The following is a 23,350-nucleotide window of genomic DNA, read 5'->3' as shown; positions in this document are numbered from 1 at the left end:
GCGCAGCCGCTGGCGGTTGCCGCGATCGACCTCTGCGCCGCGGCGGACGGCGCGCGATTGGCGCGGATCGACCCCGTTGGCGTGATGCGCCGGATCGGCGCGCAGGCGGGCGGGGCGGATAGGGCGGCAAGCAAGGCGAACAACATCGGCGGACCTCCAGCAAGGAAACGGGTCCGCGCTTTGGCGCCGATCGCCGCGCGCAATCGAGCGCCGATCTGTGGGCGGGATTATTGCGCCGGTTCGGCGGGCGACGACCGGGGCGCGAGCAGTGCGGCCAGATTGGCGCGATAACGTCGGCTCAAACGCAGTTCCGCGCCGCTCACCAGCCGGACATGGGCATCGCCGCGCCCGATCGGTTCGATTTCGCGCACCCGATCGAGGCGGATCAGTGCGCCGCGGTGGATCCGCGCGAACTGTTCGGCGGGCAGCCGCTGCGCCAGCGAGGTCAGCGATTCCTCGATCAGATGGGCGCGCCGCTCACTGTGGATCTCGGCATAATCGCCCGCCGCGCCAATCCAGTCGATCGTCGTGAAGGGGATGCGGTGGACGGCGCCGCGGTTGCGCACGATCAGCGCATCCCCCGTGGGCGCCGCCGCCCGTTCGGCGCGCAGCGCCTGCCGCCGCGGCCAGCGCAGCCAGGCGATCGTCAGCGCGACCAGTGCCAGATACAGCAAGCTGTTGGTGTCGAGATTGCGCACAAACATGATCGACGTCATGTCCCAGCGCGTCGCGACAGTCTCGCTGCGATAGACCGGCCAATAGACGAGCGCGAAGAACAGGACATGCGCGCCGACCACGACCGGCCACAGCAGCAGATAGGCGGCAATGCGGACCCAGACGCGGCGTATACGGCGCTCGATGGCGATCACCGCGCCGATGATCGGCCAGCTCAGCAGCGCCCAGATCGAATAGATTGCCGCGGTATAGCCCACGGTCGGCCACCAAGGCTGCGGCGCGCCGCGATAGGCCGCGACAAAATTGCCCTGCAACGCCTGCGCTAACGCCAGCAGCGCCCAGCCCGACAAAATGACCGCGCTCCACGCGCGCGGATTATCGGACGGGAACAGCCGCCGCGCCCGTGGCTCAGGCGTTGATGAGGCGCCGGTCGCCGGCCAGCTTCAGCATCGCCTTTTGCAGCTTTTCAAACGCGCGCACCTCGATCTGGCGGACGCGCTCGCGGCTGACGTCGTAAACCTGGCTCAGGTCTTCCAGTGTCTTGGGATCGTCGGTCAGCCGGCGTTCGGTCAGGATGTGGCGTTCGCGCTCGTTCAGCGTTTCGAGCGCTTCGCTCAGCAGCGAATGGCGCACGTCGCGTTCCTGCGCCTCGGCGACGCGTTCGTCCTGCAACGGCCCTTCGTCGCCCAGCAGATCCTGCCACTGGCTGTCGCCATCCTCGCCCATCGGGACGTTCAGCGAGGTGTCGCCGCCCATCGCCATGCGGCGGTTCATGCTGACGACCTCATCCTCGGTCACGCCCAGATCGGTGGCGATCTTGGCGACATGTTCGGGGCTCAGGTCACCGTCCTCGAACGCTTCGAGGTTGTTCTTCATCCGGCGAAGGTTGAAGAACAGCTTCTTCTGCGCCGCGGTGGTGCCCATTTTGACCAGGCTCCACGACCGCAGAATGAATTCCTGGATCGATGCGCGGATCCACCACATCGCATAGGTTGCGAGGCGAAAGCCGCGTTCGGGGTCGAATTTCTTCACCCCTTGCATCAGGCCGATATTGCCTTCGCTGATCAGCTCGCTGACCGGCAGGCCATAGCCGCGGTAGCCCATGGCGATTTTCGCCACGAGCCGCAGGTGCGAGGTGACGAGCTGCGCCGCAGCTTCATTGTCGCCATGCTCCTGAAAACGCCGGGCGAGCATATATTCCTGCTCGGGGGTCAGCAGGGGGAATTTGCGGATTTCCGACAGATAGCGATTCAGGCTGGCTTCGCCGCCAAGCGCTGGAACCGTGGCCGGAACATTGCTTTTAGCCATTGGAGAGCGTCTTCCCTTTGATATCTTGAGTCAGAATATGCCGCGGTTGCTGCCAGCGGTCGAGATAGATTTTTAATCGAAACCTAAACGCGCAATTCGTCGATCAGTTCCCGCATGTCCGGGGGGATTTCGCTGTCGAGCGCGATGTTGTTACCGGTCACCGGATGAATAAAGCCCAAATGGGCGGCGTGCAATGCCTGCCGCGCGAAATTCCGTGCTTTCAGCACCTCGGACAGCGGCTTTCTGACGCGTCCATAGACCGGGTCGCCGACCAACGGATGGCCGATATGTGCCATATGGACGCGCACCTGATGCGTCCGCCCGGTTTCCAGCCGACATTCGATCAGGCTGGCGTGCCGCAACGGCTCGATCGTCCGATAATGGGTTACGGCGCGCTTGCCGCGACCCTCGGCAACCACCGCCATTTTTTTGCGATTGGTGTTCGACCGGCCCAGCGCGGCATCGACCGTGCCGCTGGCGGGCATCGGGCGCCCGGTGGCGATCGCGATATAGCGGCGGTCGATGCTGTGCGCGGCGAACTGCTTGGCCAGCCCTTCGTGCGCGCGGTCGTGCTTCGCGGCGACGATCAGCCCGCTGGTATCCTTGTCGATACGGTGGACGATCCCCGGCCGCGCGACGCCGCCGATCCCCGACAGCTGCCCCGCGCAATGATGGAGCAGCGCGTTGACCATCGTCCCGTCGAGATTGCCCGCGGCGGGGTGGACGACCATGCCCGCGGGCTTGTCGATGACGATCAGATGCTCGTCCTCGAACGCGATCACCAGCCCCATATCTTGCGCGACATTATGCGCCGGGGTCGCGGCGGGGACGCGCACTTCCAGCGTGATCGGCGCCGGCGCCTTCGCCGACGGATCCCACAGGATCGTGCCGACGGCATTGGCAACGCGGCCGCCCTTGATCAGGCTTTTCACGCGCTCGCGCGACAGGCTGGGCAGCGCCTCGGCCAGCGCGCGGTCCAGACGCAGTCCAGCCGCGCTGGTATCCAGCGCCACGGTCAAAATATCATCATCCCCCTGCATTGATCTCGATGTGGAAATTGACGGCGGAATTTCAAGGGGACGGGGAAGGCTTCGCAATCGGCCCAACCCTCCAATTCGTTATCCCGGCGGAGGCCGGGATCTCGCCGGTGCGGAGATACGAAAGGGCGAGATCGTGTTTCAGAGTCACGTGCCTCTGAACACCCTTCGCCGGGACGACAAAGTGTAGGGATCGTCCTTGCTCTGGACAGGGTCCGTGCCTTAGGGAGCATCCGCAAGCCGGAAACGTCCGGCTTGCGGGGAGTTAACCAATCCATGTCCGACGACCGCGTCGATTTCGCCTCCATGCTGGCCTCGCGCCTGTGCCACGATCTGCTCAGCCCGGTCGGCGCCTTTGCCAATGGCCTCGAACTGCTCGCCGACGAAAAAGACCCCGCGATGCGCGAACGCTGTTTTGAACTGCTCGAACAAAGCGCGCGGACGTCGGCGAACAAGCTGAAATTCTTTCGGCTGGCCTTTGGATCGGCGGGCGGGTTCGGTGAACTCGTGCCGGCCGACGAGGCGAAATCGGCGATCCAGGGCATCATCGGCGACCGCGCGATCGACTTCAACTGGATGATCGGCAGCGACCCGCTGCCCAAGCCGGCGGTCAAGATCATCCTTAACCTGTCGCTGCTGCTCGTCGATGCGCTGGTGCGCGGTGGACGGCTCGACGTCGGTTGCGAAAAGCACGGCGGCAATCCGGATGGGGCGATTGAGATCGCCCTCCACGTCGAGGCCGAACGGATCTTCCTCGACGCCGATGTCGAAACCATATTGCGCGACGGCGAAGGCGCCACCGCCATGACCTCGCGCACCGCACCCGCCGTGCTGGTGCAGGCGGTCGCGGCGCAGAATGGCGGCACCGTGATGCTGGCGCGCGAAACCCCGACCTCGCTGCTGGTTGGGGCGGTTCTCAGGGGGCGTTGAACGGACCTCCGTTATTCCCGCGCCGACGGGAATCCCGCCAGTGAGACAAGGCACGGCAAAAAGGCCCCACAAAGCGGCGGAGCCCTTTCATCCTCTGCGGTCGTGACCAAAGGAAGCCCCATCGACTTTCCGGGTCGCAGGAAAGCCTCTGCGTGCGGAGCGTAGGCCTATTTGACCAAGAGTCGACATAATACCACGCCGGGTGAGGGCGGTCGCTCGGGGCGGTGCTCAGCGGGCGTTAATCCCAAACTTCGTCATTCCCGCGAAAGCTGGAACTCGGCGCGCAACAGTCGTTCGCCGGGTTCGGCTTTCGCGGGAATGACGGAGATAGGGTTGGGCGCATTATTTCCGCCCGCAGGACCAGCCGGTAAAACCCTCCTTAACCATTGTCCGCCATGGTGCAGCTTCAGTTTCTGGGGCGCACCGGTACCGTGATGGACGATCTGCTGAACGACTTTTTGGCCGAAACGGCAGAAATCCTTGCCGAAGCGGGGGGGGCGATCGTCGCGTGGGAAGCCGATCCCGCCGATCGCGCCCAGCTTGACGCGATTTTCCGCCTTGTCCACACGATCAAGGGCAGTTCGGGCTTCCTGTCATTGCCGCGGGTCACCGCGCTGGCGCACGCCGCCGAAGACGCGCTTGATCAGGTGCGGCGTGGCAATCGCCCCGCCAATGCCGCGCTCGTCACCGGCGTGCTTGGCATTGTCGACCGCCTGACCACGCTTTGCGCCGCATTGGGCCAGAACGCGGTCGAGCCCGCGGGTGACGATCGCGACGTTGTCGATGCGCTCGCCGGGCAGAGCGCACCGACCGATGTTGGATATGAGGTCGCTGGGGTGCCGCTGCGCCGCGACGATGATTTTCAGGGCGAATTGCAAAGCTGGCGCTCGATCCGGGTGCCGCTGCCATTACTCGACAGCGTGATGACCGGGGTCACCGACATTGTGCTGGCGCGCAATGAATTTGCCCGGATGCTTCGCGAATCGGGCGCCAGCCCCACCGTGATCGCGTCGTTCGACCGCCTGTCGGATTCGATCGCCGGGATGCGGCAGTCGGTCAGTCAGATGCGAATGCAGCGCATCGACAAGCTGTTCGCGCCGTTGCCGCGCATCGTCCGCGACCTGGCCCAGGATCTGGGCAAGAAAATCGCGTTCCAGACCAGCGGCGGTGAAGTCGAGCTTGATCGCGAAATGATGGAGAATATCCGCGATCCGTTGATCCACATCGTGCGCAACGCGATCGACCACGGCATCGAAACGCTCGAGCACCGCGTCGCCGCGGGCAAGGATATCACCGCGACCATCGCGGTCTCGGCGCGCCAGTCGGGCAACCAGATCGAAATCGAAATCCGCGACGATGGCCGCGGCATGGCGCCCGACGCGCTGGTGGCAAAGGCGATTGCATCGCGCGCCATCACCGCCGCCGAAGCGCGCGCGCTGTCGCCGAAGGAAAAGCTCGAACTCATCTTTCGTCCCGGCTTTTCGACCGCGGCAAAGATCACCGCGGTTTCGGGGCGCGGGGTCGGCATGGACATCGTCAAGGCGAATGTCGAAAAGATCGGCGGCGTCGTTGAACTGCGCAATGATGAAGGCCGGGGGCTGACCATCCTGCTCCGCGTGCCGATGACGCTGACGATCATTTCGGGGCTGATGGTCCGGGCGGCGGGGCAGTATTTTGCGATCCCGCGCGGCGCAGTACGCGAAATCCTGCTCGAAAATGGTGACACGGTGCGGATCGATCGCGTCGGCGGCGGCGAACTGGCGACGGTGCGCGGCGAACAATATCCGCTGTTGCGGCTTGAATCGGTGCTTGGTCGCCACAGCGACGAGAGCGAAGACATCGACGACCGCGCGCTGGTGATCGTCCGGCCGGGGCAGGGACAAAGCTATGCGCTGAGCGTCGCGGCGATCCACGACCATGAGGAACTGGTGATCAAGCCCGCGGCACCGATGATCATGGCGACCGGCCTTTATGCCGGAACCACGCTGCCCGACAACGGCCGCCCGGTGTTGCTGCTCGACGTGCAAGGCCTGCTCGCCGCCGCGGCAATCGACGCGACCGAGGCGGGGCGGAGCCACGACCGGATGGCCGAGGCCGAAGCGCAGGCGATCGCGGCGCGTAACGCCGTGCAGCTGCTGTTGTTCCGCGACATGAACGGCCGCATCCGCGGGGTCAGGCTGTCGGTGATCGAACGGGTCGAAGAAGTCCCTGCGACCGCGCTGTTCGAAAGCGCGGGCCGGGTGCAGGCGCAGGTCGGCGACGATATTTTCGCGGTCCACGCCGCAAAGCTGCCCGACACGTCGGGACCTTTAAAACTGCTGCGCCTCCACGACGGTCAATCGGTCCTCTGTTATCCGATCGCCGAAGTCATCGACATCGTCCGGCTGCCCGATGCGGTTCAGCCGTCGGCGGCGCCGGGGCTGATCGCGGGCGTCGTGCTGATCGGCGGCGATCCGGTCGAATTGATCGATCCCTTCTGGCTGATGCAGCAATATGCAGCCGCGAACAGCGGCGCCGTTCCGAACCAGCCGCTGTGCCGCCTGGCCGACGACCATGACGGGTGGGGCGAAAACTTCCTCGCGCCGATCCTGCGCAATGCCGGTTACCGTGTCGCATTGGGCGATGAGGCCGTGGACGAAGCGCCCGACGTGATGCTGTACCTGACCGAAGACGGCGGGGCTGGCGCGCATCCCAGCGACGATGTGCCGGTGATCCGCCTCCGCGCATCGATCGCGGCGGCCGGGCCGGAGGATGACACCGTCTATCGCTATGACCGCCAGGCGCTGCTCGACGCGTTGGCGCGTCGGGTTGGGGGTGGCCGCACATGATGGAAAAACTCTATCTGATCGCTCGCATTGCCGACACGCGCGTCGCCTTGCGCAGCCATGCGATCAATTCGGTGGTGACCGTCGGCATTCCGGTGGAAGTCCCCGGTGCACCGCCGCACGTCGCAGGGCTGTTTGCTTTGCGCAGCCGCGTCTTCACGCTGATCGATCCGCATGTCGTCGTCGGCCTGCCCGCGGTGCCGGTTGCCGCCGGGCAGCGGGTGATCGTCGTCGATGTTGCCGACCATGGCTATGCGCTGCTCGCCGACGCGATCGAGGATGTCTGTTTCATCGAGGCACCCGAAACCCGCGTCGCCGGAAAATTGCTGCCGGGATGGGCCCGGGTCGCTGACGCGATGATCGAACATCAGGGGGCTTCGCTGCTCGTTGTCGATCCGTCGCATTTTGTCACGCTGCCAGTGATGAAAGCGGCATGAATTAACGGGCTGGACACTCCTTCAAACTAGCGTGGCGTGAAATCTGGGGTTGCGGAGGTATTAATGTTGAAATCTTGTCTGGTCGTCGATGACAGCAAAGTCATTCGCAAGGTCGCGCGCCATATCCTTGAAAGCATGTCCTTTGCCGTCGAAGAGGCGGCCGATGGGCAGGAGGCGCTGACCTTTTGCCGTGCCAACCGCCCTGACGTGATCCTGCTCGACTGGAACATGCCGGTGATGAGCGGCATGGAGTTTCTCGGCGCGTTCAACGATCTCGATTATGGCCATGAAGAACGGCCGCGGGTCGTGTTCTGCACCACGGAAAACAGCATCGACCATATCCGCGCCGCGATCGAAGCCGGCGCCGACGAATATGTGATGAAGCCGTTCGATCGCGAAACGCTGGAAGGAAAATTGCAGCTCGTCGGCATTGCATAAGGCGATGGCGATGGCGCGTCCCCAACCCCTGATTCCCGATCCGGAACCATCGGCGCGGACGGTACGGGTCATGCTGGTCGATGACAGCCTGGTCGTCCGCAGCATCCTCGAACGCATTATCGACCAGCGCGCGGGGCTACAAATCTGTGCATCGGTCGCGTCGGCACAGGACGCGCTTGCGTTTCTCGCGCGCGAACCCGTCGATGTCGTCGTGCTCGACATCGAAATGCCGGGGATGAACGGCATCGACGCCTTGCCGCACATCCTGAAACGCGCCGCCAAGGCGCGCGTCCTGATCCTCTCGTCAAATTGCGTCGAGGGCGGTCCGGCGGCGATCGAAGCCCTTGCGCTGGGCGCCAGCGACACGCTGGCCAAACCTGGCCGCGGCAGTTTTTCGGGCCGCTTTGCCGAGGTGCTGACCGACCGCATCATGACGCTGGGCCATCAGCAGGATTTTCCGGCGCCGATCTCCGCCGCCGAGCGCCGCGCGCCCGCGCCGACCGCGCTCGCGATCGACAGCGATCAGCCGATCGAGTGCATCGCGGTGGCGGCGTCGACCGGAGGAATTCCCGCTTTCACCAATTTCCTCGCCAATCTCGATCCGCGGATCACCGCGCCGATCCTGCTGACCCAGCATCTGCCCGATGCCTTCATGGAATTTTATGCCCGGCAGATTGCGACGATGACATCGCGCCGCGTCTGCGTTGCCGCCGCCGGGATGACGGTCGAACGCGGCCATATCTATCTGGCGCCCGGCGATGCCCATCTGCTCGTTGTTGCAGCCGGCCGCCGCCATGAAATCGTGCTAGACAACCGCGTCGTAGACAATGGCTGTTGCCCGTCCGCCGACCCGATGCTCGATTCGGTTGCCGAAGTATACGGCAAGGGCGGCGTCGCCGTGATCCTCAGCGGCATGGGCCGCGACGGCGTGATCGGGGCCGCGCGGCTGAAGGAAGCGGGCGGCACGATCTTTGCTCAGGCGCCCGAAAGCTGCGTGATCTGGGGGATGCCCGGCGCTGTTGCCAAGGCGGGCATTGCCGCCGCGACGCTGAACCCCGACGCGATCGCGCTGATGCTCGGCAGCTTTCTGCCGGGGCGGCGCAAGCCATGATGGGCGGCAGCGCCAGCGAGTCGGCCTATCGCGTCCTGATGGGCGTGCTCGAATCGCGGACCGGGCAGACCCTGTCGCCCAGCCGCATCTGGCGCATCGAAATGTCGCTGAAACCGGTGATGCAGCGGCATGGGATCGGCGACCTCGACGCGCTGGTGGCGGCGCTGGTCACCTCGAACAGCCGCCTGTTGCTCGACGATACGGTCGATGCGATGCTCAACAACGAAACCTTTTTCTATCGTGAATACAGCTTGTTCGACGACATTGCTGCCAAAGTTCTGGATCAATTGCGTGAGATCAACAAGTTGCGGCGGCGGCTGACGATCTGGCATTGCGGTGTCTCGACCGGGCAGGAAGCCTATTCGCTAGCGATGCTGATCGCCGAACAGGGCGAGAAATGGGCCGACTGGCAGGTCGATATCGTCGGCACCGACGTCAGCTATCACGCGATCGGCCGCGCCCGGGTCGGTCTGTACAGTCAGTTTGAAATCCAGCGCGGCCTGCCGGTGCAGCGGATGGTGCGCTGGTTCGATCAGACCGAGGGCGGCTGGCTGGCCAAGGCCGATCTGCGCCGCCGCATCGATTTTTCGGTGCAGAACATGCTCACCGACCGGCCGCCACTGGCGAGTTCGGCCGACCTGATTTTCTGCCGCAACCTGCTCCTCTATTTCTCGGCGCCGATGCGCGAGAAAGCCTTTGCGCGGCTGCGCGCGATGGCCGCACCGCAGAGTTTCCTCGTGCTCGGGGCGGGCGAGACGGTGCTGGGGCAAACCGATCAGTTCGTCGCCAGCCCGCGGCTGCGCGGCCTTTACGAGCCTGCCGATCAGCAGGTGCGGCGCGCGGCGGCCTAGAGCCTGTCCTTGCTTTTTGCGCGCCACTGGCGCAATCGACGGCTTGGCAAGCACAGGACGGGTCTCCCGAACGCATGAGCGATTTTATCGAACGCTGGTCTCCCAATTTCGACGATCGCGCGCTGCCCATCTCGATGATCGTGCTGCACTATACCGGCATGAAGGACGGTGCCGAAGCCATTGATTGGCTTGCCAATCCCGATGCGAAGGTGTCGGCACATTATGTCGTCAGCGAGGACGGCCAGATCACCCATATGGTGCCCGAGGACAAGCGCGCCTGGCACGCCGGCAAGGCGCACTGGCGCGGGATCAGCGACATCAATTCGGCCAGCGTCGGGATCGAGATCGTCAATCCGGGGCATGAATGGGGCTATGTCCCATTCCCCGATCCCCAAATCGCCTCGGTCGTCCGGCTGGTCCACATCATCAAGGACCGGTACGCGGTCACCCGCGGCAATGTCGTCGGCCATTCGGACATCGCGCCGACGCGCAAGCAGGATCCGGGCGAGCTGTTCCCGTGGGACGAGCTCGCTCGCCGCCGCCTCGCGCTGCCGCGCCCGACCAAAAAACTGACCGATCCGCTGTGGACCGACGCCGGTTTCCTGCTGGCGCTCGAACGCTTTGGGTATGACGTGACCGACGGGTTTGCGGCGACGGTGGCGTTCCAGCGGCGGTTTCGACCCGAACTGATCGATGGCACGATCTGCGGTGAGTGCCGCGCGATCCTGCTCGCGCTGCTGTTGCCGCAGCCCGAGGGGAATTGAACGGCGGGTTGCGGCCGAAGCCGGACACGAACGACCCCGGCGCGCGGTCCTGAACCATTGGCCCGTTCATCGCATAAAAAGCAGATAGGCGGCGGCCAGCACAGCGACCAAAACGCCACGCAGGATCAAACCGTTGCGCAGCGAATGACCCTCAAGATAGACCTGCAAGTCCGCCGGTATCGGCATCGGCCGTGTTGCCGAAACATCGGCCCCGCCCGTGTTGCCGACCGGAACCCAGCCCGCAAGGTGGAAGGGACCGGCACCGATCAGTCTGACGAGCTGTCCGCGCGCTTCCTTGGCATCCGATTGCTTGAGCGCGAGCCGCAACATATGAAAATGCGTCTGCACATGCGCGGCATACCAGCGCTGGCCCAGGACATGGGCCCGCTCCAGATAGTGTTTGGCCAGCGCCATATCGCCCGCCGCCTCCGCAGCCCGCGCGGCGGCCATTTCGCTGGCAAAGGCTGCTTTGATACCCAAATCCATAATCGACGGCTCCAGAGCGGGTCGGCACGGTTACCACGACCATGGCCCTGCGAACGAGCGCCAAATGGCACCAGTGCATCGCTTGCGCGCCGTTGCCGATGTCGGCATTCCACCCAAAGCGGCCTGACCGTCAATGACCAAAACTTGCCCGTCCTTTCATCGTCATCCCGGACTTGATCCGGGCTACATGACGACGGCGCAGCTATAGATCCCGGATCAAGTCTGGGATGACGAAGGTGGGATAGCAAACGGCCGCTTTCCACCCCAAACCGGTCCTCCTTACAATCGCTCGTATTGCTTATCCTTTCGCGCTATACTCGCATCCGCCAGAGGGTCGGGCGATCGCCGCCGGTGGGGTATCCTGCCGGGGGAGGAAAGTCCGGGCTCCACGGAAATCACGGTGCCGGATAACGTCCGGCGGGCCGGTCTTCGGACCGGTTCAGGGAAAGTGCCACAGAGAGCAAACCGCCAAGGCTTCGGCCCGGCGAAAGGTGAAAGGGTGCGGTAAGAGCGCACCGCGCGGCTGGTAACAGGCGCGGCACGGCAAACCCCACCGGGAGCAAGGTCGAATAGGGACGGTGCGGAGCAATCCAGGGCTGGTTCCGGCCCAGCCGTCCGGGTTGACTGCTTGAGCGTTCGGGTAACCGTTCGCCTAGAGGAATGATCGCCCATCCCCGGCAACGGGGTGGACAGAACCCGGCTTACAGACCCTCTGGCACCTCTCTCCCCGGCGCCGCGCGGAACCGCCCGTGCCAGGGCCGCGTTACAAGCGGACGATTTGGAAGGGAAATGCACCATGAAAGTCGTCGATGACCATGTCGAAGTGACGGAGACCGAGGCGAGCGGCGGCGTCAAGGGTCACAATGTCCGCTATGTTCTTGCTTTCTCGCTGATCGCGGTGGTGATCGTGATGTCGGCGATCTGGATCATCCCGGCACTGCTGCAGCCCTGACACTAGTTTCCGCTTTCCTACCCGGCGCCGGTCACCTACCGTCTTGCCGACGGGTCGGGGGATGCGGGACAATGCGATTTCAGTGTGAAGTTGCGCAGAATTCCGCCATTTTTATGCGGGCGCCCAACGGCGCTACATGGGGGTAGGCATGGCGAAGCGAGCGCGCATCGGGGCATTTTGGGTGGCGCTGCTCGGGATGTTTTTTGCCGCTCCCATGGTGGCCGCCCAACCCTTGGACGGGTGCGGCACCGCGCCGCTGGAGGGCGAGCGGGTCGCGCTGCTGATCGGCAACAGCGCCTATAATGACTGGGAATGGCCGTCGCTGAAAAACGCGGTCAACGACATTGATTATGTCTGCATCGCCTTTGCAAAGGCGGGGATTTCGCCGCGCATCGTGCGCAATGCCGACATGCCGACGCTCGACGCGGCGCTGACCCGCTTTGCGGCGGATGCGGCGGGCGCGAAGTCGGTGATTATCTATTATGCCGGACACGGCTTTGAATATGGCGGGCGCAACTGGCTGGTGCCGATGGAGGCTCCGCCCGCGACGCGCCGCGCCGACGTCGAAAAACGCTATTTGTCGATCGAAGCCGCCGTGAAGCGCGTGGTGCCGGCGGGCGCCTTCACGCTGCTGTTCGTCGATGCCTGCCGCACCGCCGAACCGGTCGTGCGGATCGAGGACGTCAATGTCGCGGGGGGTGACGCGGCGTCGGCACCGCTCGGGCTGCTCGACATCGGGCAGGGGGCGGTCTTCTATTCGACCGCGAAGGGGCGGCCCGCGCTTGACTTTGCGCCGGTCGGATCGCCGGTCAGCCCGTTCGCGGCGGCGGTGGTCAAGGAACTGGGCATTCCCGGTCTGGAAATATCCGACTATTTCAAAATCGTGTCGCGTGAAGTGTATAAACGCACCCACGGCATGGCCCTGGGTCCGCAGCAGCCGTTTCATTATGGCAGCTGGTTCGACGATTATTATCTGGTTGCGCCGCCCGAGGTGCCCGCGTCGCCGCCCGCGCGGTTCAACTGGTCCGCGCCGCCGCCACCACCGCTGGCACCCCGCGCGCCCACCTATGATGCGGCGCGCGGGGCGGCGCCCGCTCCCGACCCCGCCGCCAACCTCTGGCGCGGCCGCATCTCGCCTGAACTCTCCGACATTTCCCTTGATCGACTGGCGATCGAGGATGAACCGATCTTGATTGCCGACGTCTTGTCGCGACACGGCGCAGCCAGGATCGTCGCGCTTGCCGAGAGCGGCGACCCGCTCGCCCAGCACCTGGCAGGCTATATGTTCTCGCTCGGCGTCGGGGTGAAGCGCGAAGTGTGGCGCGCGCGCCAATATCTCGAAAAATCTGCGCGACAGGGTTTTCCGGCCGGGCGTCAGGAGCTCGCGTATCTCTTGCTTGAGAACTATCCTTCCCCCGACAACACCCGCCTGGCCTATGACCTGTATGTCGCGGCATCGAGCGCCGGATTTTCGAAGGCGAAAACGCATCTCGCCTATCGTCTCGCGGCGGGCACCTTCGGACCTGCCGATTTCGCCCGCTCGCAGGCGCTCTATGCCGAAGCGGCCGAAAAAGGGCATCCGGCGGCAATCTTTGCGCTGACCTATTTCGCCGATACCCGCATCGCGAACCTCGCGCGGCTGCGCACCATCGCGGCGGCGGGCAATCCCGAGGGCAATCACTGGCTGTGCGAGGCGCATTTTGCAGCGAAGACGCTGGCGGGCGCGATCGAGGATTGCGGCGTTGCGGCGCGCGCGGGTTTTGCGGGGTCGCGTGCGATCTTGGCCGATGCTTATGCGAAGGGGATTGGAGTGACCGCCGACGCGAAGGAAGCGGCACATTGGGCCAGGCTGGCGCGCGATCTGCCCGAATTGCGCACGGATCAACGCGATCTGATTGCGGGGATTGGCGAGTGACTGGTCAGGAATAGCTAACCGCCATTACCTCCCACTCTTTCGGTCCCGACGGGAGCTGCACGACGCGCAAATCGCCGATCGCGGCGCCGCGCAGTGCGCGGGCGAGCGGGCTGTTCCAGCCGATCCGGCCGTCGCCCGCTTCTGCTTCGTCGTCGCCGACCAGCGTGACGGTGCGCCGCGCGTCATCGTCGTCGGCAAGTTCGATGGTGGCGCCGAACCAGATCCGGCTCTTGTCGGGTTGCTGTGCGGGGTCGACGACGCGCGCCGCCTTCATCCGCCGCGCCAGGAACGACAGCCGCCGGTCGATCTCGCGCAGTCGCTTGCGACCATAGATATAGTCTCCATTCTCGCTGCGGTCGCCATTGCCCGCCGCCCAGCTGATCACCTCGACCAGCTTGGGTCGCTCGTCGCCCAGCAGCGCGTCATATTCGGCGCGCAGCGCGGCAAAGCCGGCGGGGCTGATGATATTGCTGCGTTCCCCCGCCACGCGGACTTATCCGGGGGTGCGCTTGCCGAGGTAGAAGCTGAGCGGTGCCTGCGGCAGCGTCTTGCCTTGCTGCAGCGTGTCGTAAACGACCGCATTTTCGAGCACGCGCTGGACATAATTCTTCGTTTCAAAGATCGGGATCGCCTCGATCCAGTCGATCATTTCGATCGATCCGGTGCGCGGGTCGCCATTGGCGCGCAGCCATTTGTTCACATTGCCCGGCCCGGCGTTATACGCCGCGACCGCGAGCGGATAGCTGCCGCCGAAATAGCGCAGCATCTGCTGGAAATAGGTCGACCCCAACATCATGTTGTAATTGGTGTCGGTGGTCAGCAGGTCGCGGTTATACGACAGTCCGAGTTTGCCGGCGACCTCGTTCGCGGTGCCGGGCATCAACTGCATCATCCCGCGCGCCCCGGCATGGCTGATGGCGGCGCGATCGAACTGGCTTTCCTGCCGGGTGATCGCGTGGATAAAGGTCCAATTTCCTTCATGCCCCGCGGGCACGCGCACCGTCGGGAAACCTGCAACCTCGACCGCGTCGAGGCTGTTCGCCTGCGCGCTGCGGCCGATCATGACGCCGAGGTCGGGGCGCCCGATCTGCGATGCCAATTGTCCGGCCAGGACATGGTCGGCGGGCGACGTCGCCTTTTGCGCCAGCGCACGCAGGAACAGCGATTGTTCGCGCCACGCGCCGATCTCGCCCAGCGCGCGCGCGGCGCGGACCAGCCGGTCGTCGTCGAACGCGCGCTTGTCGTTGCTGCTGACCTGGATCGTCGGATTGGGCGTCGGGCGCGGCTGGGGACGGCTCAGCCGTTCGAGCGCCAGCTGGCCGTAGAATTGGTCGTAATGCTGTGCAGCGTCGGCGAAATGGGTGTTCGCCGTCGAGCGGTCGCCCGCCGCGAGCGCGGCGCGGCCCGCCCAGTAAAAGCCCTTGGTGCGCGTCTGCGCTGATCGCGCCGCTTCCCCATAGGCGCGGTACAGCGCCACTGCCTCGGCGGGGCGGCGGAGGTCCTTGTAGGCGAGTTGCCCTGCCAGCCACGCCAGCGACGTGTAATCGTCGCGCACGCTGAGCGGGGTTTCGCGGATCACGGTGCCCGGCGGAAAGCTGTCGTTCAATTGCCGCGCAATATTATAGGCGGTGAGCTTGTCGCCTGCGCTGTCGGCCTGACGGGCATTGGTCAACAGCGTCTCGATCCATTCTTCGGGATCGGTCGGCGCCTTGGCGAGGGCGCGCGGCGCCGCGAGCAGCGCGCGCGCTTCGCCGACGCGGCCGGTCTGCCGCAGCCAGGTCGCCTTGTCGGTGATGTATCCGGCATCGCTGCGGGTCAGCGACGGGTTGGCGGCTTCGGCGGCCGATGCCTGAAACGCCGCATCGACCGAGCTGCTGCGCATCGCCAGGCGCGCGGCAAAGACGCTGCGCCGCTCGGGCGATGTATAAGCGAGCTGGCGGCTGGCGGCGGCGGTGGCGCCCGACCAGAGCAAGCGGTCCATCCGCGCGTCATGGTCGGCGACCGACAGCGCGCCCGGGAACAGGCTGAGCGCACGGCTGGCTTCATAATCGTCGAGCGGTCCGCTCGTCCACGCCCGGCGCACCGCGGCATGGGCGTCGTCGCGGCGGCCCGAAGCGTTCAGCGCCATCGCATGGCGCAGGTGGCCACTGGGTGTTTGCGGCGGATAGGCCTGAAAATAAGCGAGGGTGCGTGCGGGGTCGAAGCTGTCGATGGCGATCGATTTTTCGGCGCGAACGCGCATCTTGTCGGCGTCGGGCCAGCCGCGATTGGTCATCAGAAAGCGCGACAGCTGGTCGAACGAGGCGCCGCTGTTGGCGGTCAGCCGCCGCCATTCCATCACCGCGTCGCCGACCGAGTTCGTCGCCGGCGGCGGCCCCGATGTCGAGGCCAGCCCCATCTGGGCGCGATACCACGCCATCTGTTCGGGGGTGAGTTCGCTGGCATGGGCCATGGTGGGAAGAAGCAGGGCCGCGGCCAGTGCCAGACGGGAGATACGGGGCAGCGTGATCATGCCGTCCATGGTAATGCCAAACTCCTTGCGGGGCGCTGAATAGACGTCCATTAGCGGCGCGCCGTCGGGACTCTACCGGCTGGCCCGGGTTTTTGTAAAGGAGCGGGGCATGTTTTCGGGGTCGATTCCCGCCTTAGTGACGCCATTTCGCGATGGGGCGTTCGACGCCTCGGCCTTCGCGCGGCTGGTCGATTGGCAGATCCACGAAGGCACCAGCGCGCTGGTCCCCTGCGGCACGACAGGCGAAAGCCCGACACTGGGGTTCGACGAACATTATCAGGTCATCGACAGCTGTATCCAGGCGGCGGCGGGGCGCGTCCCGGTGATCGCCGGGTGTGGGTCGAACGACACCGCGACCGCCATCCGCCACATGCGCCACGCGCAAGCCGCCGGCGCCGCGGCGGCGCTGGTGGTTGCTCCCTATTACAACAAGCCTAGCCAGAATGGCATGATCGCGCATTTTCAAGCGCTGGCCGACGCCAGCGACCTGCCGATCGTGGTCTATAACGTGCCTAGTCGCACCATGGCCGACGTCAGCGCCGAAACGATGTGCAAGCTCGCCGAAATCCCCTCGGTCATTGCGATCAAGGACGCGAGCGGCGATCTGGCGCGGGTGACGATTCACCGCGCGGGTGCCGGAACCGATTTCTGCCAATTGAGCGGCAACGACGATCTGTGGCTGCCGCATGCGGTGATGGGTGGCGTCGGTTGCATCTCGGTCACCGCGAATGTCGCGCCGCGGCTGTGCGCCGATTTCGCCGCTGCCTGTGCGGCGGCCGACTGGACGCGGGCGCTGGTGCTGCACGATCGCCTGTTCGACCTGCATCAGGCGATGTTCTCCGACACCTCGCCGGGGCCGGTGAAATATGCGCTGTCGCGTGTCCACGACTGGTTTTCGCCCGAAGTGCGCCTACCTATTATCCCGGCAGACGCAGCTTCGCGCGCCGCCGTCGATGCCGCGCTGTCCGCGGCAGGAGTGATTTAGGTTATCCCATGGCCCGTCCGCAGTCCGCCGCCGAATTCGACAAGAAAAAGATCGTTGCCGAGAACCGGCGCGCGCGGTTCGACTTTGCCATCGAACAGGTGTTCGAGGCCGGGATCGCGCTGCAGGGGACCGAGGTCAAATCGCTGCGTTTCGGCGAAGGCACGATTGCCGAGAGCTATGCCGAGGTAAAGGGCAATGAGGTCTGGCTGATCAACAGCAACATCCCCGAATTCAGCCACGGCAACCGCCACAATCACGAGCCCAAACGCCCGCGCAAGCTGCTGCTGAGCGGCCGCGAGATCAACAAGATGTACGCCGGCGTCGCGCGGCAGGGCATGACGCTGGTTCCGCTGAGCGTCTATTTCAACAGCCGCGGCCGCGCGAAGGTCGAACTCGCGCTCGCCAAGGGCAAGAAGGCGCATGACAAGCGGGAGTCGATCAAGGAACGCGACTGGAAGCGCGACAAGCAGCGGCTGATGAAAGAACGCGGGTGAGCGGCGGCAAACCCAAGGACAAGGCGGCGGTGATGAACTGGATCCGCCGCAATTCGCCGACGCGCGAGGAACTGCTCGCGAGCCGCTTCGTCAAACCCTTCGCGCACCGCGTCGCGCACAGCCATTTGTGGCGCTTTACCCGCACGTCGGTGCCGCGCGGCACCGCGCTCGGGCTGTTCGTCGGCATTTTTTTCCTGATCCCGGGCATCCAGATATTGGGCGTCGCGCTGCTCGCGCTGCCGGTGCGCGCGAATATCCCGATCGGCGCCGCGATGACGTTCCTTTCCAACCCGGTGACGACGCCGTTTATCATCATCGCATCGGTGTGGCTCGGCGACTGGTTGTTCGGGCTCCAGGCGAACAGCGCGACCTTTTCATCGATGATCGAGCATGGCGCCTCGGCGGGCGAATGGGCGCGCTGGGTGTTTTCGGACGCCGCGCCCGCGATGCTCGCCGGGCTGTTCGTTATTTCGCTGGCGTCGGCCGCGATCGGCTATGTGCTCGCCTCGATTTTCTGGGACAATTGGATCCGGCTGCGCTGGCGCCGCAAATTGCAGCGGGCGCGCGACCAACGACATGAGGCATCGACCAGCGACACCCCCGCCGGTTGAACGGCGCGCGCGCCGTCGTATAGCTATCCCATCGCAATCGCGTGCGCGGCAACGCCGCCGCGCATCTTTGCTTCGATTTGAAAACTGGGGACTATCATGACTCTTTTGCATGTTTCTTCGCGCCTGATGGCGACCGCCGCGCTGGGCGCTGTGCTAATGACCGCCGTGCCGGCCGCCGCCAAGGAAAAGGCTGCACCCGCGCCCGCCGCCGAAACCGCGGCCAAGCCCGAACTCGGCACCTTCGGCTTCGACACCGCGGGCATGGACACCGCGGTGCAGCCGGGCGACGATTTCTACGGCTATGCCAATGGCACCTGGGCCAAGAACACCCAGATCCCCGCCGACAAGTCGAACTATGGCATGTTCACCGCGCTCGGCGACTTGTCGCAGCAGCGCACCCGCGAAATCCTCGACGCGGCCAAGGGCGATCCCAACAGCATGATCGGCCGCAACTACGCTGCCTATCTCGATGCCCCGGCGGTCGAAGCGAAAGGGCTGGCACCGATTCAGCCGTGGCTCGCCAAGATCCGCGCCGTCGACAAGCCCGGCCTTGCTGCGCTGCTCGCCGAGGCCGACCGCAGCGGTGTGCAGCATTTCTTTGGCGGTTTTGTCGGCCAGGACGACAAGAACCCCGACGTGTACATCTACACGATGTTCCAGGGCGGCATCGGCATGCCCGACCGCGATTTCTACCTGAAGGACAATGAGCGCAACGCCAAGCTGCAGGGCGCATATTTGAAGCATCTGGAGAATGTCCTGACGCTGGCGGGCGAGACCAATGCCGCGGCGCGCGCCAAGGCGATCTATGATTTCGAAAAGCAGATCGCGACCGTTCATTGGGACAAGAACGACAGCAGCGACGCGACCAAGGCCTATAACAAAATGACGATCGCCGAACTGGCCGCGGCGGCGCCCGGGTTCGACTGGGCGACCTTCATCCGCGGCCTGGGCGTCAAGGAAGATGTGCTGCTGGTGTCGCAGCCGAGCGCCTTCATCGGCGAAGCCAAGCTGCTCGCCGACGCGCCGATCGCGGTGATCCGCGACGCATTGCTCGTGCGCAGCCTCGACGGCTTTTCGGGCGTGCTGCCCGAGAAGTTCGCGCAGGAAAGCTTCTCCTTCTATGGCACCGCCTTGTCGGGAACGCCGCAGATGCAGGAACGCTGGAAGCGCGCGGTCGATTTCACCACCGGCAATCTGGGTGAGGCCGTCGGCCAGGACTATGTCGCGAAATATTTCCCGCCCGAAACCAAGGCGGCGATGGACGAACTGGTCAAGAACGTCCTTGCCGCGATGGGCCGCCGCATCGACGGGCTGGCATGGATGCAGCCCGAAACCAAGGTCAAGGCGAAGCAGAAGCTGGCCAATTTCACCACCAAGATCGGCTATCCCGATCGCTGGAAGGATTACAGCAAGCTCGAGATCAAGGCGGACGATCTGTTCGGCAACGCGCTGCGGTCGAACCAGTTCGCGCACGACGACAATATCAGCCGCCTGGGCGGGCCGATCCGCCGTTGGGAGTGGGGAATGACCCCGATGACGGTCAACGCCTATGCCAATTTCGGCATGAACGAGATCGTGTTCCCCGCCGCGATCCTCCAGCCGCCCTTTTTCGACCCGCACGCCGACCCGGCGATCAACTATGGCGGTATCGGCGCGGTGATCGGCCATGAGATCAGCCATCACTTTGACGATCAGGGCGCGAAATATGACGAGACCGGCAAGCTTGCCGATTGGTGGACCCCCGCCGACGTCGCGGCGTTCGAAGCGGCGGGCAAGGCGCTGATCGCGCAATATGACGCCTATGAAGTGCTGCCTGGCGAAAAGCTCGACGGCACCTTTACGCTGGGTGAGAATATCGGCGATCTGGCGGGCCTGACCGTCGCCTATGACGCGTACAAGGCGTCGCTGGGCGGCAAGGAAGCACCCGTGCTGGGCGGGCTGACCGGCGATCAGCGCTTCTTCCTGGGCTGGGCGCAGGTGTGGCGGCGCAACTATCGCGACCAGAATTTGTCGCAGCGGATCACCACCGATCCGCATTCGCCCTCGATCCAGCGGACTTGGGTCTCGCGCAACCTTGACCCGTGGTATAAGGCGTATCAGATCAAGGAAGGCCAGAAGCTGTATCTGGCGCCGAAAGACCGTGTTCGCATCTGGTGATGCGCCGATAAGAAAGACTGTCATTGACCGCGACGATCCTGCCTTCCGCTGATCCCGATATCGGCAGGGGGGCGGGTTCCGTCGGCCCGCTTTCGGTGCCGCCGGGCCTGTCGCGGGTCGATATGGGCCTGCTCGGCGGGCTGGCGCTGCTGTCGGCGGCACTGTTGTTCTGGGCGACGCGCGACACGATCCTCGCTGCGGGCTTTCTGGCCGGGCTTGCGGTCGCGGCGGGCGGCGTCTTGCTCGCCCGGCGGTTGTTTCCGGCCGCCGTCGCGGGCGAAGCGGTGCTGCCCGACTGGACGATGCTGCGCCAGGCGGTCAATCACGATGATGTCGCGATCGCGGTCACCGACCGGGCCGGGCGCATGGTGTGCGCCAACGACCTGTTCGGCACCTGGATGGGCGGCTTCGTGACACCGCCCGGCTTGCCGCTCGAAGGCCGCGGTGCCGATGTCCTGAAGAATGCCGGGCGCATTGCCTGGCGCGACGGCGAGGGGCGCGCTGACGACCTCGCGGTCGGCCCGCTGCAACTTCGCGCCCATGTCACGCGCACCGGTCAGGCAGAGGATTATCTGGTCTGGCGCTTTTCGGCGCTCGAACGGCTCGACCTCGCTTCGGAAGTAACCCGCCACCTCGATGGCCCCGCGGGTCGCACCCTGGGCCACGCCGGGGTGATGGCGGCGCTGGTCAACACTGAAGGACGGCTACGGGTCGCCAATCAGGCGTTTCTGCTCCGCGCGCTTGGCGAGGATGACGCCGGTCATTATGCTGGCCGCGATGTCGCGCCGATGCTGCGCATCGACGACGGCGGCGCGCTCTATTTCGCGCGCGAGGGCGATCGCGCGACCCCGGTGCGGATGCTGCAGATTCCGCTTGCTCCGGCCGACGGCAATGCCCCGGTGCTGCTCGCGCTGCTCGACGAGGAAATGGGCCCGGCCGACCGCGGCACCGCGCAGACCTATGTCGAAACCCTGCTGTCGCTGTTGCCGTTCGGGCTGGCGATGGTCGATCGTGACGGGCGCTTCCTGTATATGAACCGCGCCTTCGTTCGCGCCGCCAACCTGGGGGACGGCAAGATGCCGCGCTATCCCGGCGACATCGTGGTCGGCGAGGACAAGGGTGCCCTCGCCGACATGATCCGCCGCCACAGCAGCGGCCAGCAGGTCGGCGGCGACCTGTCTATCCGGCTGGCGGGGCAGAGCGGCGATCCGGTGTCGATGCGCGTTGTCGGGGTGCGCGGACTGGGCGAGGCGGCAGTGCTGCTCAGCCTGAAGGATTCGAGCGAGGAATCGCGGCTGAAGCGCCAGGTCGCGCAGGCATCGAAAATGCAGGCGGTCGGCCAGCTGGCCGGCGGCGTCGCGCATGATTTCAACAACATTCTTACCGCGGTGCTCGGCGCGTGCGACCTGATGCTGATGCGCCATACCCCCGGCGACAGCGACTATGACGATATTCAGCAGATCCGCAGCAACGCCAACCGCGCCGCCAGCCTGACGCGGCAATTGCTCGCCTTTTCGCGCCAGCAGACGCTGCGGCCGCAAATTCTGCAGTTGCCCGATGTGATTTCAGAGGTATCGCACTTGCTCAAGCGGCTGATCGGCGAAACCGTCCAGCTGGCGGTCCATCATGGCCGCGGGCTGGGCGCGGTGCGCGCCGATCCCGGCCAGTTGGAACAGGTGATCATCAACTTGGCGGTCAACGCGCGCGATGCGATGCCGGGCGGCGGGACGCTGACGATCGAGACCTATCCGGTATCCGCCGCCGACGTGCGCCAGATGGGCAATGAATTCATGCCCCCCGCCGATTATTGCGCGCTCAAAGTCAGCGACACCGGCACCGGCATCGCCGCCGACGTGCTGCCCAAGATTTTCGAACCTTTTTTCACCACCAAGGATGTCGGCAAGGGAACCGGCCTCGGCTTGTCCACGGTTTACGGCATCATCAAGCAATCGGCGGGGTATATTTTTGCCGACAGCAAGCCGGGGCAGGGAACGAGCTTTGCCATCTATCTGCCCGTCCACCGCGTCGGCAGCGACACGCCGGTCGTGGTGCCGCCGCCCGCCAAGCCCAAGAAAAGCCAGTGGGGCACCGGCACCATCCTGCTGGTCGAGGACGAGGACATGGTGCGCGCGGTAGCCGAACGCGCGCTGACCCGCGCGGGCTATACGGTCGTCACTGCGTCGCAGGGCGAGGAAGGGCTCGAACGCTTTGCCCAGATGGCCGAGGTTGACCTGATCATCAGCGACGTCGTGATGCCGACGATGGACGGTCCCGCAATGGTGCGCGCGCTGCGCGCCAAGCGGCCCGACCTGCCGGTGCTGTTCATGTCGGGCTATGCCGAGGAACAATTGCGCCAGTCGATCAACATCGACGATGTCGCGTTTCTGCCCAAACCCTTTTCGGTCGCGCAATTGGCCGAGGCGACATCGGCGGCGCTCGACGACGCCGCGCACCGGGTGAAAAATGGCTGACGGCCCCCGCATCCTGCTCGTCGAGGACGATGTGCTGATCGGCATGATGCTCGCCGACATGTTCGACGCGCTCGGGCTGCCCGAACCCGCGCAAGCGGCGAGCATGGACGAGGCGCTCGCGATCATCGCGGCCGAATCGCTCGGCGGCGCGCTCGTCGATATCAACCTCGGCGATGAAAAGGGCTGGCCGGTCGCGGATGCGCTGGCCGAGCGAGACATTCCCTTTGCCTTTACCTCGGGCGGCGGTGATATTTTGCCCGCGGCGCATGCGCACCGCACGCTGGTCGCCAAACCCTTCCGGATCAGCGATATCGAGGCCGCTCTGGCCGAATTTTCGTCGCAATAGCGCCGCTTTCAATCGCGCGAAATTCTTTTGTGTTCCTATCTTGTT

21 protein-coding genes and 1 other RNA gene are annotated in these 23,350 nt (G+C 65.0%); 16 read left to right on the top strand and 6 right to left on the bottom strand.

Going from position 1 to position 23,350, the window contains the following annotated elements; all coding sequences use genetic code 11:
- Nucleotides 1-227: 227 nt before the first annotated feature.
- The 3 genes from FFS68_RS11445 to FFS68_RS11435 form a co-directional block, all read right to left on the bottom strand.
- On the bottom strand, nt 228-1,025 hold the full coding sequence (locus FFS68_RS11445) for a LytTR family DNA-binding domain-containing protein (protein WP_137753321.1): 798 nt from the start codon (nt 1,023-1,025) through the stop codon (nt 228-230).
- Between the two features lie 58 nt (nt 1,026-1,083).
- A complete protein-coding gene (rpoH, locus tag FFS68_RS11440) occupies nt 1,084-1,983 on the bottom strand; it encodes an RNA polymerase sigma factor RpoH (RefSeq protein ID WP_137753320.1) in 900 nt (299 codons plus the stop codon).
- 83 nt (nt 1,984-2,066) lie between these two features.
- Nucleotides 2,067-3,023 (bottom strand): RluA family pseudouridine synthase, encoded by a 957-nt coding sequence (locus FFS68_RS11435; RefSeq protein ID WP_137753319.1) that lies wholly within the window; start codon nt 3,021-3,023, stop codon nt 2,067-2,069.
- A 273-nt stretch (nt 3,024-3,296) separates the two neighbouring features.
- Here FFS68_RS11435 and FFS68_RS11430 point away from each other — a divergent pair, with 273 nt between their 5' ends.
- From FFS68_RS11430 to FFS68_RS11400, 7 genes are all read left to right on the top strand, one after another.
- On the top strand, nt 3,297-3,950 hold the full coding sequence (locus tag FFS68_RS11430) for a histidine phosphotransferase family protein (protein WP_137753318.1): 654 nt from the start codon (nt 3,297-3,299) through the stop codon (nt 3,948-3,950).
- 395 nt (nt 3,951-4,345) lie between these two features.
- Nucleotides 4,346-6,778, top strand: a complete 2,433-nt coding sequence (locus FFS68_RS11425; protein WP_249340131.1) for a chemotaxis protein CheW — start codon at nt 4,346-4,348, stop codon at nt 6,776-6,778.
- A complete protein-coding gene (locus FFS68_RS11420; protein ID WP_137753317.1) occupies nt 6,775-7,212 on the top strand; it encodes a chemotaxis protein CheW in 438 nt (145 codons plus the stop codon). Before FFS68_RS11425 ends, FFS68_RS11420 begins: the two co-directional genes overlap by 4 nt.
- Before the next feature lie 66 nt (nt 7,213-7,278).
- Nucleotides 7,279-7,650, top strand: coding sequence for a response regulator (locus FFS68_RS11415; RefSeq protein ID WP_137753329.1), 372 nt, complete (start codon nt 7,279-7,281; stop codon nt 7,648-7,650).
- A 10-nt stretch (nt 7,651-7,660) separates the two neighbouring features.
- The gene (gene cheB / locus FFS68_RS11410) at nt 7,661-8,761 is read left to right on the top strand and encodes a chemotaxis-specific protein-glutamate methyltransferase CheB (protein ID WP_137753316.1); all 1,101 of its coding nucleotides are present in this window, start codon (nt 7,661-7,663) and stop codon (nt 8,759-8,761) included.
- A complete protein-coding gene (locus FFS68_RS11405; protein WP_137753315.1) occupies nt 8,758-9,612 on the top strand; it encodes a CheR family methyltransferase in 855 nt (284 codons plus the stop codon). The genes cheB and FFS68_RS11405 overlap by 4 nt, the downstream gene beginning before the upstream one ends.
- A gap of 74 nt (nt 9,613-9,686) precedes the next feature.
- Nucleotides 9,687-10,376: an N-acetylmuramoyl-L-alanine amidase gene (locus tag FFS68_RS11400; RefSeq protein ID WP_137753314.1), complete on the top strand. Its 690-nt coding sequence runs from the start codon at nt 9,687-9,689 to the stop codon at nt 10,374-10,376.
- A gap of 66 nt (nt 10,377-10,442) precedes the next feature.
- On the opposite strand, the gene FFS68_RS11395 is transcribed toward FFS68_RS11400, so the two are convergent.
- The gene (locus FFS68_RS11395; RefSeq protein ID WP_137753313.1) at nt 10,443-10,862 is read right to left on the bottom strand and encodes a DUF3703 domain-containing protein; all 420 of its coding nucleotides are present in this window, start codon (nt 10,860-10,862) and stop codon (nt 10,443-10,445) included.
- Between the two features lie 326 nt (nt 10,863-11,188).
- Between FFS68_RS11395 and rnpB the strand changes: the two genes are divergently transcribed.
- The 3 genes from rnpB (at nt 11,189) to FFS68_RS11385 (ending at nt 13,729) form a co-directional block, all read left to right on the top strand.
- Nucleotides 11,189-11,582, top strand: an RNA gene (gene rnpB / locus FFS68_RS11390) — RNase P RNA component class A.
- Between the two features lie 76 nt (nt 11,583-11,658).
- Nucleotides 11,659-11,814, top strand: a complete 156-nt coding sequence (locus FFS68_RS17905) for a hypothetical protein (protein ID WP_171003841.1) — start codon at nt 11,659-11,661, stop codon at nt 11,812-11,814.
- Nucleotides 11,815-11,962: 148 nt separating this feature from the next.
- Nucleotides 11,963-13,729, top strand: a complete 1,767-nt coding sequence (locus FFS68_RS11385; protein ID WP_171003840.1) for a caspase family protein — start codon at nt 11,963-11,965, stop codon at nt 13,727-13,729.
- Nucleotides 13,730-13,733: 4 nt separating this feature from the next.
- Here FFS68_RS11385 and greB read toward each other — a convergent pair whose 3' ends face one another.
- Nucleotides 13,734-14,216 (bottom strand): transcription elongation factor GreB, encoded by a 483-nt coding sequence (greB, locus tag FFS68_RS11380; protein ID WP_137753311.1) that lies wholly within the window; start codon nt 14,214-14,216, stop codon nt 13,734-13,736.
- A 6-nt stretch (nt 14,217-14,222) separates the two neighbouring features.
- Nucleotides 14,223-16,250 carry a lytic transglycosylase domain-containing protein gene (locus tag FFS68_RS11375; protein WP_137753310.1) on the bottom strand — a complete coding sequence of 676 codons (2,028 nt, stop codon included), beginning with the start codon at nt 16,248-16,250 and terminating at the stop codon, nt 14,223-14,225.
- Nucleotides 16,251-16,350: 100 nt separating this feature from the next.
- Between FFS68_RS11375 and dapA the strand changes: the two genes are divergently transcribed.
- The 6 genes from dapA to FFS68_RS11345 all read left to right on the top strand — a co-directional run bounded on the left by dapA (nt 16,351) and on the right by FFS68_RS11345 (nt 23,305).
- Entirely contained in the window at nt 16,351-17,226 is an 876-nt protein-coding gene (dapA, locus tag FFS68_RS11370; RefSeq protein ID WP_137753309.1) for a 4-hydroxy-tetrahydrodipicolinate synthase, read from the top strand.
- An 8-nt stretch (nt 17,227-17,234) separates the two neighbouring features.
- Nucleotides 17,235-17,720 carry an SsrA-binding protein SmpB gene (gene smpB, locus FFS68_RS11365; protein ID WP_137753308.1) on the top strand — a complete coding sequence of 162 codons (486 nt, stop codon included), beginning with the start codon at nt 17,235-17,237 and terminating at the stop codon, nt 17,718-17,720.
- 32 nt (nt 17,721-17,752) lie between these two features.
- Nucleotides 17,753-18,331 (top strand): DUF2062 domain-containing protein, encoded by a 579-nt coding sequence (locus FFS68_RS11360; RefSeq protein WP_137753328.1) that lies wholly within the window; start codon nt 17,753-17,755, stop codon nt 18,329-18,331.
- Between the two features lie 156 nt (nt 18,332-18,487).
- Nucleotides 18,488-20,488, top strand: coding sequence for a M13-type metalloendopeptidase (locus tag FFS68_RS11355; protein WP_249340130.1), 2,001 nt, complete (start codon nt 18,488-18,490; stop codon nt 20,486-20,488).
- A gap of 122 nt (nt 20,489-20,610) precedes the next feature.
- Nucleotides 20,611-22,959, top strand: coding sequence for a response regulator (locus FFS68_RS11350; RefSeq protein ID WP_137753327.1), 2,349 nt, complete (start codon nt 20,611-20,613; stop codon nt 22,957-22,959).
- Complete coding sequence (locus FFS68_RS11345) at nt 22,952-23,305, top strand: response regulator (protein ID WP_137753306.1); 354 nt, start codon at nt 22,952-22,954, stop codon at nt 23,303-23,305. The genes FFS68_RS11350 and FFS68_RS11345 overlap by 8 nt, the downstream gene beginning before the upstream one ends.
- Nucleotides 23,306-23,350 lie beyond the last annotated feature (45 nt).

Source organism: Sphingopyxis sp. L1A2A, from assembly GCF_005502465.1.
Classification (GTDB): Bacteria; Pseudomonadota; Alphaproteobacteria; order Sphingomonadales; family Sphingomonadaceae; genus Sphingopyxis.
The sequence above is the reverse complement of the archived record's forward strand: the minus strand, read 5'-3'. Positions and strand labels throughout refer to the sequence as shown.

What these genes read in the sequence shown, in the direction of transcription:
- FFS68_RS11420 (WP_137753317.1), top strand. Translation starts at nt 6,775, where the DNA reads ATGATGGAAAAACTCTATCTGATCGCTCGCATTGCCGACACGCGCGTC.
- FFS68_RS11430 (WP_137753318.1), top strand. Translation starts at nt 3,297, where the DNA reads ATGTCCGACGACCGCGTCGATTTCGCCTCCATGCTGGCCTCGCGCCTG.
- FFS68_RS11375 (WP_137753310.1), bottom strand. Translation starts at nt 16,250, where the DNA reads ATGGACGGCATGATCACGCTGCCCCGTATCTCCCGTCTGGCACTGGCC.
- cheB (WP_137753316.1), top strand. Translation starts at nt 7,661, where the DNA reads ATGGCGCGTCCCCAACCCCTGATTCCCGATCCGGAACCATCGGCGCGG.
- FFS68_RS11345 (WP_137753306.1), top strand. Translation starts at nt 22,952, where the DNA reads ATGGCTGACGGCCCCCGCATCCTGCTCGTCGAGGACGATGTGCTGATC.
- smpB (WP_137753308.1), top strand. Translation starts at nt 17,235, where the DNA reads ATGGCCCGTCCGCAGTCCGCCGCCGAATTCGACAAGAAAAAGATCGTT.
- FFS68_RS11395 (WP_137753313.1), bottom strand. Translation starts at nt 10,862, where the DNA reads ATGGATTTGGGTATCAAAGCAGCCTTTGCCAGCGAAATGGCCGCCGCG.
- FFS68_RS11385 (WP_171003840.1), top strand. Translation starts at nt 11,963, where the DNA reads ATGGCGAAGCGAGCGCGCATCGGGGCATTTTGGGTGGCGCTGCTCGGG.
- FFS68_RS11360 (WP_137753328.1), top strand. Translation starts at nt 17,753, where the DNA reads ATGAACTGGATCCGCCGCAATTCGCCGACGCGCGAGGAACTGCTCGCG.
- FFS68_RS11350 (WP_137753327.1), top strand. Translation starts at nt 20,611, where the DNA reads ATGGGCCTGCTCGGCGGGCTGGCGCTGCTGTCGGCGGCACTGTTGTTC.
- FFS68_RS11425 (WP_249340131.1), top strand. Translation starts at nt 4,346, where the DNA reads ATGGTGCAGCTTCAGTTTCTGGGGCGCACCGGTACCGTGATGGACGAT.
- FFS68_RS11405 (WP_137753315.1), top strand. Translation starts at nt 8,758, where the DNA reads ATGATGGGCGGCAGCGCCAGCGAGTCGGCCTATCGCGTCCTGATGGGC.
- dapA (WP_137753309.1), top strand. Translation starts at nt 16,351, where the DNA reads ATGTTTTCGGGGTCGATTCCCGCCTTAGTGACGCCATTTCGCGATGGG.
- FFS68_RS17905 (WP_171003841.1), top strand. Translation starts at nt 11,659, where the DNA reads ATGAAAGTCGTCGATGACCATGTCGAAGTGACGGAGACCGAGGCGAGC.
- FFS68_RS11435 (WP_137753319.1), bottom strand. Translation starts at nt 3,023, where the DNA reads ATGCAGGGGGATGATGATATTTTGACCGTGGCGCTGGATACCAGCGCG.
- FFS68_RS11355 (WP_249340130.1), top strand. Translation starts at nt 18,488, where the DNA reads ATGACCGCCGTGCCGGCCGCCGCCAAGGAAAAGGCTGCACCCGCGCCC.
- FFS68_RS11400 (WP_137753314.1), top strand. Translation starts at nt 9,687, where the DNA reads ATGAGCGATTTTATCGAACGCTGGTCTCCCAATTTCGACGATCGCGCG.
- rpoH (WP_137753320.1), bottom strand. Translation starts at nt 1,983, where the DNA reads ATGGCTAAAAGCAATGTTCCGGCCACGGTTCCAGCGCTTGGCGGCGAA.